This window comes from Vibrio sp. 1727, assembly GCF_033344415.1.
Classification (GTDB): domain Bacteria; phylum Pseudomonadota; class Gammaproteobacteria; order Enterobacterales; family Vibrionaceae; genus Vibrio; species Vibrio alginolyticus.
In genome coordinates this window covers 60,886-78,733 of the sequence record NZ_JAWPOT010000004.1, presented here as the reverse complement: position 1 = coordinate 78,733, position 17,848 = coordinate 60,886, and the positions used below count along the sequence as shown (strand labels likewise).

The window sequence follows — 17,848 nt, the reverse complement described above, 5'->3', positions numbered from 1 at the left end:
CTTATACCCAAGCACCAAGAAAGCACTTGGATATAAGCCGTCTAGCTTTGTCTTTAGAATAGAGGTTAAGCCGCGAGAGAGAATAAACCTTGCAGGCTCGTCATCGACGCGAGTGCTAGCAACAAGGCAACGCTCAGTTGCACCTTTTCTGGTTTCTTATGCGTAAAAATATGCCAACACCACACAATAATTGAAGAAATTAACATAGCTAAAGACAGCAAGATTGGCTGTGTTGCAGCGTTCAGTGCAGCTTCATTTAACTGGTAAGAAGCAAACAACGTTGCGATGACTAATAGCATTCCAGACACAATGCCCGTAACTGGTAAAATACGGTGAAATGCCTGTAATCTGCTGCGAGCTATCGTAAGCAGCAATTGAGAAAATGACGCCCCAAGGAAAAATATCATTAGCGCTATCGCTATCGATGCTGGCCAGCTTGATTGCTCAAATACTTGAATACTCACATACGCAAAGGCCAAACCATTCGCTAAATACATCGCCCATAGTGGCCCTTTTTCACGCGTTTTCTTGGTTTGAACCTGAGAATAGAAGTAGAAAATAGCAAACACGATCATAAATGCTTCAATGCGAAGTGACGCAACAGCGAGCCACAATACAGCTACTGCAGGCAACATTTTATGAAGACGTCCTCGCTGACCAGGACAAATATCGCCCTTGATTAGAAGCAAAGTCAGTAGCGCTTGTGCGCCAAATAGCATCGGAGGGAAAGTAACCAGCAATTGTTGAATCATGTTGAATGCACGCTCAAAAGTCATTTTGGGGGGCGATAATATCAAATCAACTATCGCCAAACCACCGAAAGTCGGCCCCCAAATGAGCTAAAACGGTAAGACAATTTTATTCACAGAGAAGCAAGATACTTCAACGCGTCTTCCTGCGTTAAAACTCCACGGTACTCTTCTTTGGTATTACACAGTACCCAAGGGAAACGAATCCCGGTTTTAACCAACTCTCGAATAACAGAGACAGGTAAATCCTCATCAACCAACACAAATTCGGTGCTCATTATCTGATTAACAGGACGTTTCCAAATTCGGCTTTCTCGTTCAGTTTCTCGCTCTGTTCCCATCGAAGGCGTTAGGTGTAAATTCACCGTCTCTTTCGTAATTAACCCAACACAACGATTTTCATTGAGAACAACTAAAGGCGAGCTTGGATTCAAATTCATGTACTCCACTGCCAAGGAGAGCGGTTCTCCAGGGTCCATAGACCTGACTTGTTCATGGCTCAAAGATTGCAACACATCACTTTGCTTAGACTCAATCGCGATGTCAGAGAACAGATGCTCATAACTGTCCGCTTTATCCATCAAATCGACAGGCACGGCAGCAGAAAATAGAAAGCCCTGCATGTAATCGACACCGATTTCTGCCAATACTTGAAGTTCTTGCTTAGATTCCACGCCTTCAGCAACCACTTTTACATTCATTTGCTGTGCAAGCTCGGTGACCATTTTCACAATGTTATAGCTGGTGCTCCCTTTATGAATGTTCTTGATGAATTTTCGGTCTATTTTCAGTAAATCAAACTGCCCTTTTTCTAGATAAGAAAAAGAAGAATACCCAGTACCGAAGTCATCAATCGCGATCTCAACGCCCTCTTTCCGCACTTCCTCTAGAGCTCGAGTATGCTCCTCATCTTGTTCAAAATACGCGGTTTCTGTTAGCTCGATAGTTACTCGCTTAGGGTCTACACCACTGGCTTTAATCAAATCATGCGACCGCTGAAGGATCTGAAGAGAATCCAATTTCGTGTTGAGGGAGCGATTGATGGTCACGCCCACTTCCTCGCCATAAATTTCTTGTAAGCGCGGAAAGTGCTTCAACGCAGCTTGGCAGACCACGTCATCAAGTGCCGCTATGAGTTCTAGATCTTCAATAATAGCGATCATCTTTTGCGTACAATACGCATCATTTTCATCATAAAAGCGTGCGAGAGCCTCGAACTTAACCACGCTTCCGGTTTGAACGTCGATAATCGGTTGAAAGTAAACGTCCACTAGCCCACTCTCTATTTGCGCCTCCAAAAACGCCTCGAGATGTTGGCGCTTCACTAATTCAGAGTGAAGTTCACTGTCGTAAAAGTTGAAATAGCTGCCTTCACCGGAAATAGAGGACAACATCGCTTGCGCTGCATGTGCTAGCGCTTGTCTTGGTCGGTTCGTATCATAGCCAAGGATTGACACACCAGTTTGGCCTTTAACGATAGTGGCATGCATTTTTGTGCCCATTTCATTTCTAAGCTCATTAAAGAACCCTTTCATGGCAATTTGGATCAAACGAACCGGGCTCAACCATTGACAATGAGGGGTCTGCAAGCATACGACAAACACATCCCGAGATAACTGCCCCGCAATACTGGTGTAGCGACTTCGCATAATAAAGTCTGCAAAACCTAATTGCTGTTCAAGCAAGTATCTCTCCGAAAACTTGGGTCTGAGTGTCATAACAATGTTGAGTTCTTTATTTCTGCTTTCATTCGCTAAGGTAGCTAATTGGAGTTCAAATTCTTTCCTCGTCGGTAAAAAGGCAGCCCAATCATGCTGTTGTTCACAACGATTTTTCATCCACAACAACGAAGCAGAAATATCCGTAGAAAATCCGAGATAAAGAATTCGTCCAGAGTGAAACGTAAGTCGGTAAATACAAAGATGATGAGCTTGGTTGCTACCGTTTGCTGTTTTGCTCAACAAGTTACCACACCAACATCCTTCATCATTAATTTGCTGCCACAGCTGATCATAAAACGCTTGGCTATGGTGAGAGGTACTGAATATATGAGTTTTAAGCCCAACCAGATCTCGGTTTTGATAGCCCATTTGTAACTCAAAGGCACGGTTACAACCTAAGATGCGCGTATCTTCATCGGCAACTAAAACGCCTACATTTGGCAAATCAAAAATCGTTTCGAGGATTGTCGCTAACTCCTCGCAACCAGTGATTGTTAATTGTGGAATGATAGTGCCTTGGATAATGCGCTTATTGAGCCTTTCAAAACTAATAGTCACGTGCACTAAGTTAACGTTTTTTAGCATCATGCAACAAGAAAACCGCCCCCGTCCGCCAAAGAGTTCCACTTCTAGAATTCGTTGTTTTAGCGTTTCTTGTTGCCCCATCAGCATATGATCAAACAAGTTATTTAGGCTGGTTACTGGCGTACTTATCCCAAATGCCTTTGCCATTCCTTGCTGATCACATTCGAACTCGCGAGTATCAATATCGTAAGACCACTCTATAACAGGAGTTAGACTGGAAGTCGTTTGCATTTTTGGATGCACTGTTGTCGTAGATTCACTCATACCCTAGCCCCTTTTTTTGTAATTAGCCCAAGGCTCAAAATTCACAGTCAATTTGCGACATTCCAGTTGGGACCTGCCGATCCTCTTTATAGATGGATTGTGTCAACGATAAGCCTATCGACTTAGAACTATTTCCAGAGCAGCTCAGCCTTTTGCATTTAATATGCACTAATTTGATTATAGGCTTTACCCCACATAAGCACACCATTGCTTATGCTTTGTATTAAGATTGCGACATTTTTCATGAACCGATCTATAACCATGAGGCTTTCAAGGTGAAATTAGACAGAAAATCGCCGATAGAGCATTGATATTTTTACAAACCAAATAAAACTCGATGAACTAAGCTTGAATAGATGAGTTTGTTATAGATACCTGATAATCAAATCGCTATAATTCGCGCTCCCTGGAACAGAGAGCAAAATATGACCAATAACATCACTCCTATTCATGAGTACAAAAAATACTGGGCAGAGTGTTTTGGTACGGCACCTTTCTTGCCGACCAGTCGCAAAGAAATGGATGCCCTAGGATGGGATAGCTGTGACATTATCATTGTAACCGGTGACGCTTATGTGGATCACCCAAGCTTTGGTATGGCTATCATTGGCCGCCTGCTAGAAGCACAAGGTTTCCGTGTCGGTATCATTGCTCAACCAGAATGGCAAAATAAAGATGCGTTCATGCAACTTGGTAAGCCAAATCTGTTCTTCGGGATCACTGCGGGTAACATGGACTCCATGATCAACCGTTACACCGCGGATAAAAAGCTTCGTCACGATGACGCGTACACACCGAATAACGAAGGTGGTAAACGCCCAGACCGAGCAACGTTGGTTTACTCTCAACGTTGTCGTGAGGCATACAAAGAAGTACCTATTGTTTTAGGTGGTATCGAAGCTAGCCTACGCCGTGTGGCACACTACGATTACTGGTCAGATAAAGTTCGCCGTTCTGTACTGTTTGATGCAAAAGCAGACATCCTACTTTTTGGTAACGCAGAGCGCGCACTTGTCGAAGTAGCACATCGCATCGCAAACGGCGAAGACATCAGCACCATGACCAATATTCGTGGTACTGCCGTGAACTTGCCAGCGGCGCCAGAAGGCTACACGGTTATTGATTCTTCTCGCATTGAAAAACCTCGTAAAGAAGCGTTCGTACCAAAGAACCCATACGAAGTAGAAACTCAGTGTGAAACTAAAAAAGACGAGCCAGTTGCACAACCAATCACAATTCGCCCATCACGCCACGATGCTGCGACGACTGCGGTCCGTTTACCTTCGTTTGAAAAGCTAAGAAACGATCGCATTCTTTATGCGCATGCAAGCCGTGTATTGCATTTAGAAACGAACCCGTACTCTGGTCGAGCGTTACTTCAAAGCCATGGTGATCGTGAACTTTGGGTAAACCAAGCTCCAATTCCATTGACGACCGAAGAGATGGACTTTGTGTTTGGCCTGCCTTACGCGCGTATCCCTCACCCTATGTACGGGAAAGCAAAAATTCCTGCGTACGACATGATCAAGACGTCTGTAAACATCATGCGTGGTTGCTTTGGTGGCTGTTCTTTCTGTTCGATTACCGAGCATGAAGGTCGAATCATTCAAAACCGTTCGAAAGAGTCTATCATCAACGAGATTGAAGAAATTCGCGACAAAGTTCCAGGCTTTACCGGCACAATTTCCGATCTTGGTGGCCCGACTGCAAACATGTACCGCCTGGGCTGTAAAGATCCAAAAGCGGAAGCGAACTGTCGTCGTCCTTCTTGTGTATTCCCGGGCATCTGTAACAAGCTAAACACAGACCACAAACACACGATCGATTTATACCGCGAAGCGCGTAAAGTTGAAGGCGTGAAGAAAGTGATGGTTGCATCTGGCGTACGTTACGACCTTGCGATTGAATCACCAGAATACGTGAAAGAGCTCGTGACTCACCACGTGGGCGGTTACTTGAAGATTGCACCGGAACATACAGAGAAAGGTCCTCTTGATCTGATGATGAAGCCAGGCATGGGTACGTACGATCGCTTTAAAGAGATGTTCGAGAAATACAGTGCAGAAGCAGGCAAGAAGCAGTACTTAATCCCTTATTTTATCTCTGCGCACCCAGGCACAGAAGACGAAGACATGCTGAACCTTGCTCTGTGGCTGAAAAAGAACAACTTCGAATGTGACCAAGTACAAAACTTCTACCCTTCGCCAATGTGTAACGCAACGTCGATGTACTACTCAGAGACAAACCCTCTGAAACGCGTGAAGTACAAAAAACGTGAAGATGTACCTGTAGCAAAAGGTGAACGTCAACGTCGCCTGCATAAAGCGCTGTTGCGTTATCACGATCCAGCAAACTGGCCAATGATCCGTGAAGCCCTAGTCAGTATGGGTAAAAAACATTTGATCGGTGACAAACAAGGCTGTCTCGTTCCTGCAGAAGACATTGAAGCACAAACACCTGCGCAACGTCGTAAATCTGGTCGTCACGGGGCAAACCGCTTTGCAACCAAACATACCAAAAATCAACCAGGCTTCGGTGGTCATTTGAACAAACGCTCTGAAAGCGGTTCAAAAGATGGTAAGCCATCTGGTAACCGTAACGGTTCTGGCAAAGCTACAGGTGGTCAACGCCCTGCAAGCAACGGCCAACGTCCTAGCGGCAACGGTGCAAACCGCCCGGCAGGTAGCAAGCCGCAAGGCCAAGGTCGCCCGCAAGGACAAGGCAAACCAGCTGGTCAACGTAAACCAAAGCGTCGCTAATTATTTAGAGCTTAAATACTAGAAAGGGCTCCAGAGTTAACTCTGGAGCCCTTTTGTTTTGTCGGCTCATTGAGGCATCACTCACAACTCAAACTTTGATTCAATCAATACAAAAAATGGTAAACACCAACCAACTTATTGGAAAAACAAACAATTATTTGATTGACGCAAAACCATAAAAATATAACCCATTGATTTTTAATCGCTTTATTTTGGTGCGATATTTGCGTAACAGAGTAAAACTCTTAAACATGGGCTAACGATGAATAATCCACTTCCCCCAAAAACTTCTATGTTCTGGTATGACAACAGCTATACCTATGAGGAGGCCGTTCAGGCATTTGAAAGCGATGGTACACTGAAATCGCTGAATATCGTTCCAACCACGGAATCCGATGATCTTGCTGGCTCACCCCCAGAGCGCAGTATGTTTTGGGAGGGAGAAACAAAAAAAATCGATCCGCCACCGCCGTCTGAACCAGAGCCTCTAAATTTAAAAACTGAGAAAGAAGCAACGGAAGCATCACCTGCGCACTTTATCCCAGTCCGCTATGCCATCGATCAGCTAGAAACAGAAGAGACACAACCTTTTGGTTTGCCTGAAGAATGGAAAGGCCAAGGCCCAGCCAAACTCAATACCGTTGGTTACACCCTGCGTCAACTGCGCGACGGTTGGCTGTATGTCTATGATGCAATCAACAAAAGCTTAGACGAATACGAAATCAAAGGAACGCAATTCACGCTCTATAAGTTGGGAGAATCAGAAAGCCCAAAATCAGAGCAGCGTGGGACACCACAAGATGCAAAGCCCTTCCTTACTTACGTCAACGGAAGCGTACTATCGATTTGCTTCTCTGAGCACCGGTGGACATGGCACACGTTCATGCGCGTACTTAACAATCCGAGTAATCATATCGATCGCATGCAAACCATTGTTCTGTCCTCAAACGAGAATCAGCACAACATTGCACCAATAGATAAGTTAACCCAAGTCGCTGATATTGAATCTTCTGCCGTCGATGATGGTCGCTTTGCGGATTCTGGCATCGCCACCAAAGCAGATGAAGATGGTTCTGTCTTTAAACCTGTCGCAGTCGAAAGCGATTTAACCTCTGCGATTCCAGAAGAAGAATCAGGCTACTTCGTCGCGATAAAAGATTACGCCGCAGACATTCAAGATATGTCACTGCATTTTGTTGGTGCCGCAAGCCCTTACCGCCTTTTCACTGACCAGTTTTCAAACCAGTGGAACTTGATGCAGACCGCCATGCAACTGTGTATGTTTGGTGCAAGTGACGAGATAGACATGCCAGCTAGCGTTAAGCGTAACGGCGAAGAGCTGTCGTTTTATACCGACATGGCTGACTATTATGACTCCTCTCACCAACTTGATTTGGCAGAGCAGAACAAAAGCTCAGTTCAGTCCGGCTATCCTGCTAAATTTTCCGCTGGAGCGATTGAATCACACCAACATACCCAAAGTGACATTGCTAAAGCGATACAGGACAAATATCGAATTTCTGCGAGCCGTTTTGGTAAATACGAACAATGGATAGCGACTGAACGCTGGCGTCAGCAGCTCAACTGGAAGCAAATGCTGAGCGAGATGCAAGATCTGTCAGAACAAAAAGAAACCATGCTAGCCCAAGTGGTTTCGGTCAAACGCGACTTTATCGCAGTAATGGAGTCCTTAACACCTCATCATCTTGAGAGAACCTTCGACCTATACAGCGAAGACACGCAGTACAGCTTGTATCAACTGCACAAGCAAGCGGTTGAGTCATTTACTTTGGTGATGCAAGAAGAAGACCGCCAATGGGCAGAAAGCCAATGGGAGAAACCAACCAGTTTACTCGCACTCTATGCCTCTGGGTTTAGTCGTAGTTTATTTAAAGTGATGGAGAAGAATATTACAGAGGCGCTTGATGAACAGTCGATCGCCTCAGAAAATCCTGATCCTGATAATCAGTTGATGGACCAGATATCTGATACCAGCAACCGCGTGAATATGTACTCTAAGATCATGGATTTTGTTTCCAACCCAAACACTGCGGAAACGGACTTTCTCAAGGATATCGCCAAAGGCTTCCAAGAGCTGGACATTATCTTTAAATCTGCAATAGGTGCACTTGCAAAAGGAGTTTTAGAGTTTGGCGTTAGCATGACTTCACAAGCATCGATTTTACTGATGCCTGTTTTCGCTAAACCTCTGAACCGTCAGAGCTATTATTTGTTAGCCGTTATTGCAGAGCATATGGCACACAATATGCCGGTGACTGTAAATGAAAGCTACGCTCGCGATTTTAAAAAATGGAAAACACGCGTAAATGATTACCTAAGTGAGCTCAAGAAAAACGATGCGGTCATTGCTGACTTCCAGAAAAACAACCGCAAAGCCGACTCTAAATACACAACAGCTTTAAAAAATAAAAAGAGAATTAAGAAGGCACTCGCTGTAACTACATTGGAGTACCCACAATATATTGAATTACCCGATGATCTACCGCAAAGAACCGTCGAGCTTAGAACTCGGATCGCTATGAATAAGCTCGATGATTTGAATAAACTGTTCGAGAATGCAGGTGGCCTAGGCTTTTTAGCACTAATATTCAACTGCATCGCGCTTGGTGATGCCATGAGTAGTATCCAAGACACGGGGTTAATGTCCTCAGATGAATTTTTGGATATTCAGCAAAAGCTTTTTTATACAGTAAACGCTTGGACGGGAATTCGCACCGGTAAGCTATGGGATAGCGTGAAAGGTGAAGCCCAACTCAGAGCACACTCACGGATAAGGCTTAAAAAGCTAATTGCAGATCAAGCCGATGGTTTCGAGCACCTAATAATAGACGACATAAAAACCTTCAATAAATGGCTTGCAGTTACTGGGATCATAGGTGCACTAGCGTCAGGAATAGAGGCTTATCGTGTTTTAAATAGCATCGATGACCTAGAAAGAGATGCAAGAATCGCTGGGTATTTTAACTTTTCTTCGTTGGTCGGATTAACGGTCGTTGGTGCCTTTCAGGCCATTGGTGGAATAACAGGTATATGGTCGGCAAACGTTCTCTTTGGAGGACCAGTAATGTTTGTCATTATGGGACTCACTGCGGTTTACCTTCTTAGTAATCATATCATGAGTAAACTTAAACAAGACGATTATCAAAAATGGTTAGATAAACTTCCTTGGGGCTATCACCCAGATAAAGCACGTTGGAGTCAATCCTCAAGCTTGGTAAAGAGAGAAAAGCATAATTCTTCTTTAGTACAAGAGGCCCTTTTTGAGTTAAAAACCATAATGGATAAACCTTTAATCTGCCAAACACCAATGATGCGTACCGTTCCGAATTCATCAACACAGTACCCAGCAGCAAAACAAGAATTGTTTGGTATTGAGCTACATATCCAAGTTCCCACCAATAATGCAAGAGATGGCATAAAACTTCGGACAAATACTTCTGTAACAGAGGAGGGACTGATGTCGGGAGCTTGGTACACTGGAGTAAATCTAGAAACGTTGAATAGTTCAACGGATTCCTCAGATTCTCAAAGCGTCTATAAATTAACTTTACCAATGAAAGACTCAGCTAACTATCTAGCATTTGAGATTGAATACATCCTTGATGATAAAAACGAATTAAGCCGTAAGTACTGGTTCCAAAATAATGCAAAACAGCGTGCAACTTATACGGCGATTTCAGACAATACTAAACAAGCAACGATCAGAAGTTCATTAACTTCTGATGCTAGTGAACTTAGCTTACAGGAGTAACCCTTGGCTTATTTACCTTTTTACATCACGCCAGACGAACTTTCGGCCTACCAAGAAGAACAAGAGCAACAAATTCTAAAGGGGAAAGATCTTGCAACCTGGCACAAGCACGATATTGAGGAACCTTTTCGATACTTATATTTATCGATTGCTATAGCCGCAGTTAGCCCATTATTTTTCCTTACCTATTTCCTACATGATAGTAGTGAAATGATCTTAACTTACATTTTATCGGGTCTGACGATAATCATGTCTGGAGTGTCCTATTTGACTTTTGGTTTAGACAATCGCTATGACTACACCTTGTCCGACAACGGCTTAGTGATAAAAAAGCGACGTGATTTACCTAATTGGGTAAACTCAGCAACGCAGGTCATGGGCTGGGTTGGTGCTATAGTTTGTGTAGTAATGGTAGGTATTGCTGGGCCCATGGTTCTTGTCGGTGCTGGAGGGTTTATACTGGTTTCATTTCGTATGCTAAATCGTCAGCCTGACGAACCTACGGAAGTTCGAGTAGCAGAGACAGAAGATTGGCTGTTCGCCTACTACAACAAAAAGCGTAAAGTGATTCGCTTCTACCACAAGTATGACGAGTGTTCTAAATGGAGCCTAGAGAAGCATACCATCTTCAGAGCTCAAACTCGTGGTTATAGCTACATATTCTTTAGGACTGTTCAAGACCTAGATGCAATGCTAGAGACCCTTTCAAACAAATACGACATTGAATGTATTGATTTTCCAGACCATAAAGCGTTTTTTGAAGGAAGACCTGAACCTCGAATTGAAGATATCCCTTCTCGCAGCCTTGAATTTCCGGTAGCCGATACCTTTGACCTGAGAGCTAAAAACGCCCCACTTCCTGAATGGCGACGTATTTACAACGGCAAGTGGCAAACGGAATCTGAAATCGAACAATCAAAACCTGAACTAACGACAGCCAAGGAGTAACCCTTGGCTTATTTACCTTTTTACATCACGCCAGACGAGCTTTCGGCTTATCAAGAAGAACAAGAGCAAGAAATTCTAAAGGGGATGAACCTCACAACCTGGCACAAGCACGATATTGAAGAGCCTTTTCGATACTTATACCTATCGATTGCTATAGCCGCTGTCAGTCCATTATTTTTCCTTACCTATTTCCTACATGATAACAGTGACATGATCTTAACTTACATTTTATCGGGTCTGACGATTATCATGTCTGGTGTATCTTACCTGACATTTGGGTTGGACAATCGTTATGATTACATCTTGTCCGATCGCGGATTGGTTATGAAAAAGCGACGTGATTTACCGAATTGGGTCAACTCTGCGACTCAAGCCATGGGCTGGATTGGAGCAATAGTTTGTGTCGTGATGGTTGGGGTTGCTGGACCCATGGTTCTTGCCGGAGCTGGTGGGTTTATATTGGTTTCATTTGGTATGCTTAAACGTCAGCCTGATGAACCAACAGAAGTGAGAGTAGGCGAACGAGAAGATTGGCTGTTTGCGGGCTACAACAAGAAAAGGAAAGTGATCCAATTCTATTTTAAGCAGGACATATGCAGATATCGAGATACTGCTCATAAGACTATCTTTCGCTCACAAGATAGATCAGATTGTTATGTTTTCTTTAAAACTGAAGCAGATTTAGAATCCATGATCGCGCAACTGTCAAAGGTCTACAAGCTGGATTGTACAGAGGTAGATGACCACAAAAAGCTGTTTGAATCGAAGCCAGAATCAAGGCTCTTTAGTATTCCAGTTTGTAGTAGAGAATATCAAACCGAAGAGGTATTTGATTTAAGGGCGTCAAATGCCCCACTTCCTGAGCGTGAATACCTTTACAACGGCAAGTGGCAAACCGAGTCTGAAATCGAACAATCAAAGTCTAAACTAACTACAGCTCTGGAGTAACCCTTGGCATATTCACCATTTTACATCACCCCAGAAGAGTTGGCAGTTTATCAAGAGGCGCAAGAGCAAGAAATACTCGCAGGCGATAATGTCAGAACATGGCATAAGTATGATGTAGAGGAACCATTTCGCTATTACTTTAAACTTTTTGCGCTTCCATTTGTGATCGCCCCATTCCTACTAACTTTGTTTATACACACGAGTGACACGGTTGGCGTAACTATTTTTTCTTTTATTTTGTCGGTGATGGTGTCTGGAGCCTTTTACCTTACGATTGGCCTCGACTATCGCTATGACTATATTTTTTCTGACAAAGGCTTTGTGATGAAGAAGCGTCGCAACATGCCTAAGTGGGCGAATACCGCCACACAAGCCGTTGGCTGGATCGGTGCGGTAGTTTGCGTTTTGATGGTAGCGGTAGTTGGCCCGATGGCGTTAGCAGGCGCTGGTGCTTTTATATTAGTCTCCTTTAAAATGCTTAAACGTCAGCCTGATGAACCAACAGAAGTGAGGGTCGGAGAACGTGAAGACTGGCTCTTTGCTGATTACAATAAGAAAAGGAAAGTAATTAAGTTCTTTTTTAAGTATGACAGGTGCGAATACCAAGATACTGCTCAGGAGATTACTTTTCTCTCACAGGGACGATTTTATTGTTACATTTTCTTTAAAAATGAAGTGGAATTAGAATCCATGGTCACGCAACTGTCAGAGGCCTACAAACTGGATTGTAAAGAGGTCAATGATCATAAAAAGCTGTTTGAAGCGAAGCCTGAACCTAGACTTTTTACGACTCCCGCTTATTATCGTGAATACCCTACCAATGAAGTGTTTGATTTAAGGGATGCGAAAGCGCCACTCCCAGAGTGTAAGTATCTTTACAACGGCAAGTGGCAAACCGAGTCTGAAATCGAACAATCAAAATCTGAACTAACGGCAGCCAAGGTATAAACCTTGGCTTGTTTACCTTTTTACATCCCCCCATGAAAAGCTTTAGGTTTACTCTGATGTACAAAAAGAAAAATTGGTTCAAATAACGAATTTTTAACTCGAGGATAGGATAGTAAGCCCGAACCTTTCTATCCTCAACTAAACACCCATTTTGCACTGAGTAAATAGTTACTCACCATGCCTGCCAATATGCCTAAGATCAAAGCCAAATAGACCATCACCCCTTGCGTTCCTAGCGCGAGCGTTACGCCTTTGAACACAATAAAGTTAGGCAAAGCACTGATAAAGGCACTCGCCATAAATTTTTGCCATTGAGCGAAAGGGTTGGTTTTTTCTGCTTGAGAGAAAGTCAGCCAGCGATTGCCAAGCCACGTTGTGGTAGCTGCAAACAAAAATGCTATCCCACGAGCCAGCATCAGATCCAGACCAAACCTATGGAACAACACAGAAAAGATAAGGGTGTCGACCATAAAGCCGACACCACCTACTAGAGCAAACCTTTCCAGCGAAGTAAATTTTGGTAATTTGCGCATTCCGTTATCCAACCACACAGGTGTAGAGTGAGCGTTTCGATTTTGCTGTGAACTCGTTGGTACAACTCAACGCATTTTCATGAATCATGCTATCCACTTGCTGCGATTTACCAATCAGGCGGAATTTCTTCAGATTGTTTAAGTCATTCTTATCTTCAAGCTTTTTCGCCTGACCATGACTATAGAACTGGCCTGAGAACGGGCGCTTACCAATATAAAAGACCGGAGCGTTGTCATTAATTTGCGCGAAGATAATGCGGTCGCTGCGGCTATCCGCTTTGCCCATATTCAAAACCAACATCGCAATCATAAGCAGGGCTGGCAACACCGCTGCCGTTCCGGTCAACCATTTGAAATCGTGTTTATCCACCAGCATCGCAATCAAGATACCCAACGCAGGCACACCCGGTAGTACGTAAGCAGGCAAAATATTCCCAGCCATGGTGAACAAGAGCATTGGAGAAATCAGCCAACACATCAGGAAGCTAAATAGACCTTGATGATCGGTTTCAATGGCTTTGAGCACCTTACGACGTTTCCACGCCAAGATAGGCAATACAATTGACCAAGGCGCAGCCGACTGCAGCCAGAATACCCAGATCATCCCACGTGGTTGATCATGAGCAGAGCCATACAGGTCCCCTTCCCAACCGCTGACAACAAAACGCTTAAAGTGCTCGCCAACAATGAAGTAATCAATAAATCCAGGCGTCGCCATTTCAGCCATGATGTACCAAGGCAGAGCAATCGCTAACATGAACGCCAACCCCGATACAATTGGAAAACGCTGCCACAAGGCTTTGAAGGCACCAAAAAAACCATGCTGAATCACGAGCCAAGGAAATACTGCGATGCCCATGATCACGATCGCCACCGGACCTTTTGCTAACAGCCCGCAAGCCAAGCCAAAGAAACCGAGGTAACCCCACAATCGGCTGTGTTTGTCTTTGCCAAGCCAGCAATAGTAAAAACCAACCATCGCCATCGTCATTGCCAACGTCAGTGCCATGTCTGTCATCACCGCACCCGCCGCAATTGAAAAGATGCCACACGTCGCCAGTACCAACGCTGCGATGACAGCATTAAAGCCAGCGCGATGCGCCATGAAAGCAACAAAAACAATCGTCGCAACGCCCGCTAACCAATGAGGCGCGCGCACTGCAAATTCATTCAATCCAAACAGCTCAATGCCGTAAGCACTCATCCACGTGAACAGGGGTGGCTTCCCCCAAAAAGGCACGCCGTAATCAAACTGTGGGGTAAGCCAATTGCCTGTTTCCACCATTAAGCGCGCCATTTCGCCGTAGCGGGCTTCTGTGGTGTCCATCAAAGGGTAAGCGGCAAGTGAAATAAGACGGAGTAAAAGAGCAAACGCCAACAACAACCACAGATGGGTTTTATTAATACTCATGATTACGCGGTTTCTCCCAGTTTAAACTTCATGGTTTGGATGGATTGATGTTTTGCAGGCTGCTCGTAAACAGACTGAACAAGATAAAGAGGACGTTGCTTGGTCTCGATAAAAATGCGGCCAATGTATTCGCCCAAAAGGCCAATCGACAGCAGTTGCACACCGCCCAATGCAAGTTGGACGACCATCATGGATGGGTAGCCAGTGACAGGCTCACCAAATACAACAGTTTTCATCACAATGAATGCGCCATAGATAAAGGTACTGAACGCCACTAACGCACCAGCAAGTGTCGCTAAGCGCAAGGGGCGAATGGAAAACGAGGTAATACCGTCCATTGCAAGGCCAATCAACTTGAGGTAGTTCCATTTAGTCTCACCACAGAAACGAGCGTCACGCTCAAACTGAACCGTCACTTGCTTGAAACCCGGCCAAGAGAAAATGCCTTTCATGTATCGGTTACGTTCTGGCAGCGCACTGATGTGTTTGACCACTTTTGCGCTCAGTAAACGGAAATCGCCCACGTTTTCAGGCACATCCAATTTCGCCATGCTGTTAAGCACTTTGTAAAAGCAAGCGGCCGAGAAGCGTTTGAACCAAGTTTCGCCGTGGCGTTCACTGCGCTGCATGTTCACTACGTCATACCCTTCACGCCATTTTGATACCATTTGCGGGATCAACTCAGGCGGGTCTTGCAAGTCGGCATCAATCACGATCACCGTTTCACCTTGGCAGTGTTCCAGACCCGCACTCATGGCGGACTCTTTGCCGAAGTTACGGCTTAGTGCAATACAACGAACGTCGCTAGAAGATTGAGAAAAGTTTTGCGCGATCATTAGGCTGTCATCTTTGCTGCCGTCGTCGACATAGACGATTTCGCAATGTTCTGGCATTTCATCCAAAACGGCGGCTAAACGACGATGAAATTCAGGTAAGACTTCTTGCTCGTTAAAGAATGGCACCACAACAGACAAAACTGTTTTAGGCTCAGTGTGTTGGCTCACCTTTGAAAAGGTTGCAGCGTGAATGTTGAAGGTTGACATGCTACTCTTCCACTAAATCCGATGAATGAATCCAGTCTACAAACATCAACGTGAAAGAGATGTTATTGACATCTTTTTCACGTCCTTAGTGAATAATGTTCGGTTAATACGAAATGTTATTTTCGAACACCTGCCCACTTGGAGAGAAATACATGAAACGCGTACTTTTAGTCGAAGATAATCGAGAAATCGCAGGCATGCTGTTCGATTATTTTGAGTGTGCAGGTATGGAACTCGATTATGCAGACAACGGCGAGCTCGGCCTGAAACTGGCGATGGAAAACACCTTCGACATCATCTTGCTCGATCTCATGCTGCCACGCATGGATGGCCTGACCATGTGTAATAAACTTCGCGACGAGGGCAACAACACACCGGTACTTATGCTGACGGCGCTCGATAGCCGTGACGATATGCTCAAAGGCTTCCAACACGGTGCGGATGACTATCTGACCAAACCTTTCGATCTGGATATTCTTGAAGCGCGCATGATGGCACTGATCCGCCGTTACCGTGGCACTGTCGCATCGAGCAAGTTGGAATACGGTGAAGTGTCTATCGACCAAAAAACGCGTAAAGCTTATCGCCAAGATAAACTGTTGGCGCTAAACCCAACCACTTACACCATTCTGGAAATGCTTGTAAAAAGCGCACCAGATGTGGTGACACGCGAAGAAATCGCCTTCCAACTTTGGCAAGAAAACGAGCCGAACAACGACGTTCTGCGCAGCCACATTTACCAACTTCGCAACCAACTTGATAAGCCATTTGAACAGCATGTGCTTATCACCGTACCGAAAGTTGGCTTCCGCTTGGAGACTGGTGCATGATCAATCGCTTACTGGCTAGCACGCAAAGCACACAAAGTATGACAGGGCGACTCGCTCTGTTTTTCTCTTTTGTGTCGGTCGTGATTGGCATCTTCTGCTTTTTGTTGATTACCGGCTCCCTGCTTTGGTCTGAAGACCGCGTGGGCGAGCGTCGTATTATGGTCGACAAAAAAGAAGCGATTGAACATTTCCAGTCCCACCCAGAGCAAGGCAGTATTCAGCTTGATCTGCTCACCACCGCTTACAACGACATCTCACTGGTTGCCGAGCGCTACCAAAAATACCTGATTGGTCAAAAGCACTTTCTTGATGAAGTAGAAGACGGTGAATACTCGCGCATGGTTTACATGAGCACCTACACCTATAAAGGCGTTGAGCATCCTGTGATTCTGGTTTCCTTGATTGATGAAATAGAGATCACCTCAGAGGAATTCATTCTCGTCGTTGCTATGGTGCTGTCCATTGTCGCCGTGCTGGTGTTCCTGTTTGGTAGTCTGCTGCTGCGCTTATCACAGCGCTTGATTGAACCCGTCAATGCGCTTAAAACCCAACTCGATCATCATCAAGGCGATGCCACACAGACTTTTAGTGTGCCAGAGGGTTCAGCCAAAGAGTTCCAAACCCTTGCGGATGAGTTGAATGAGTATCGCCACAAAATCAACCAAGTCATCAAGCGTGAGCAAGCCTTTGCACGATACGCAAGCCATGAACTGCGTACACCGTTAACCGTAATGAAAGGCTCAAGCAGCCTACTGGCGAGAAGTGCGAACACGGATTTCCAGACTCGCCAAGTGAACCGAATTCAAGATGCAACGCAGCAGATGTCGACCATGGTAGATGCCCTACTCGGCTTAGTGCGTTACGAGCGTAATGCAGATGATTCACCAGTGCGCAGCATCACCGAAGAAGAACTCAACCAAATCATCTTCCAAAGCCAAGCTCAGGCGGATGAGAAAGCACTCAACTTTAATGTACAGAACGACGGCAACCCAAGAACGCGTGCGACCAATGCCGTGTTGACCATAATTCTTGGTAACCTGATTCGCAACGGCATCGCCGCGACACCATCGGGATCAATTCATATCAGCATGGATGAAAACACCATCTCGGTGCGCGATGAAGGTGAAGGCTTTTCGACCATTCCACATTCTGATGGGCACGGATTAGGTTTGATGATTGTGGATGATTTGTGCCAACGCTATGGCTGGCAATTTAAGATTGGTACACATCCAGAAGGTGGTTGTGAGGCGGTGATTGACCTCGCAACAGAACATCAGGAATAACCGAAATGGATGTACTGAAACCCAGACTTTTTATCTGGGTTTAATGGCGTTACA

12 protein-coding genes are annotated in these 17,848 nt (G+C 44.8%); 7 read left to right on the top strand and 5 right to left on the bottom strand.

The window, feature by feature from the left end; all coding sequences use genetic code 11:
* Positions 1–65: 65 nt before the first annotated feature.
* Together R8O10_RS06470 and R8O10_RS06465 are read right to left on the bottom strand one after the other, a co-directional pair.
* Complete coding sequence (locus tag R8O10_RS06470) at positions 66–776, bottom strand: hypothetical protein (RefSeq protein WP_064376491.1); 711 nt, start codon at positions 774–776, stop codon at positions 66–68.
* An 86-nt stretch (positions 777–862) separates the two neighbouring features.
* Positions 863–3,319, bottom strand: a complete 2,457-nt coding sequence (locus R8O10_RS06465; RefSeq protein ID WP_318191232.1) for an EAL domain-containing protein — start codon at positions 3,317–3,319, stop codon at positions 863–865.
* Positions 3,320–3,744: 425 nt separating this feature from the next.
* Between R8O10_RS06465 and R8O10_RS06460 the strand changes: the two genes are divergently transcribed.
* The 5 genes from R8O10_RS06460 to R8O10_RS06440 all read left to right on the top strand — a co-directional run bounded on the left by R8O10_RS06460 (position 3,745) and on the right by R8O10_RS06440 (position 12,694).
* Positions 3,745–6,078: a YgiQ family radical SAM protein gene (locus R8O10_RS06460; protein ID WP_054577677.1), complete on the top strand. Its 2,334-nt coding sequence runs from the start codon at positions 3,745–3,747 to the stop codon at positions 6,076–6,078.
* Between the two features lie 262 nt (positions 6,079–6,340).
* A complete protein-coding gene (locus tag R8O10_RS06455) occupies positions 6,341–9,850 on the top strand; it encodes a T6SS effector BTH_I2691 family protein (RefSeq protein ID WP_318191231.1) in 3,510 nt (1,169 codons plus the stop codon).
* Between the two features lie 3 nt (positions 9,851–9,853).
* Positions 9,854–10,798 (top strand): hypothetical protein, encoded by a 945-nt coding sequence (locus R8O10_RS06450; protein ID WP_033905695.1) that lies wholly within the window; start codon positions 9,854–9,856, stop codon positions 10,796–10,798.
* A gap of 3 nt (positions 10,799–10,801) precedes the next feature.
* Positions 10,802–11,746, top strand: coding sequence for a hypothetical protein (locus R8O10_RS06445; protein WP_318191230.1), 945 nt, complete (start codon positions 10,802–10,804; stop codon positions 11,744–11,746).
* 3 nt (positions 11,747–11,749) lie between these two features.
* Positions 11,750–12,694, top strand: coding sequence for a hypothetical protein (locus tag R8O10_RS06440; protein ID WP_318191229.1), 945 nt, complete (start codon positions 11,750–11,752; stop codon positions 12,692–12,694).
* 134 nt (positions 12,695–12,828) lie between these two features.
* Here the strand turns inward: R8O10_RS06440 and R8O10_RS06435 are convergent, their stop codons facing one another.
* From R8O10_RS06435 to R8O10_RS06425, 3 genes are read right to left on the bottom strand one after another with little or no spacing between them, the layout of a single operon-like run.
* Positions 12,829–13,227: a GtrA family protein gene (locus R8O10_RS06435; RefSeq protein ID WP_017634704.1), complete on the bottom strand. Its 399-nt coding sequence runs from the start codon at positions 13,225–13,227 to the stop codon at positions 12,829–12,831.
* Between the two features lie 4 nt (positions 13,228–13,231).
* Positions 13,232–14,638 (bottom strand): ArnT family glycosyltransferase, encoded by a 1,407-nt coding sequence (locus R8O10_RS06430; protein ID WP_064368611.1) that lies wholly within the window; start codon positions 14,636–14,638, stop codon positions 13,232–13,234.
* A 2-nt stretch (positions 14,639–14,640) separates the two neighbouring features.
* A complete protein-coding gene (locus tag R8O10_RS06425) occupies positions 14,641–15,681 on the bottom strand; it encodes a glycosyltransferase family 2 protein (RefSeq protein ID WP_080996684.1) in 1,041 nt (346 codons plus the stop codon).
* A 152-nt stretch (positions 15,682–15,833) separates the two neighbouring features.
* On the opposite strand from R8O10_RS06425, the gene R8O10_RS06420 reads away from it, so the two are divergent.
* On the top strand, positions 15,834–16,511 hold the full coding sequence (locus R8O10_RS06420) for a response regulator transcription factor (protein ID WP_042523037.1): 678 nt from the start codon (positions 15,834–15,836) through the stop codon (positions 16,509–16,511).
* Complete coding sequence (locus tag R8O10_RS06415; RefSeq protein WP_318191228.1) at positions 16,508–17,794, top strand: HAMP domain-containing sensor histidine kinase; 1,287 nt, start codon at positions 16,508–16,510, stop codon at positions 17,792–17,794. The genes R8O10_RS06420 and R8O10_RS06415 overlap by 4 nt, the downstream gene beginning before the upstream one ends.
* Positions 17,795–17,848 lie beyond the last annotated feature (54 nt).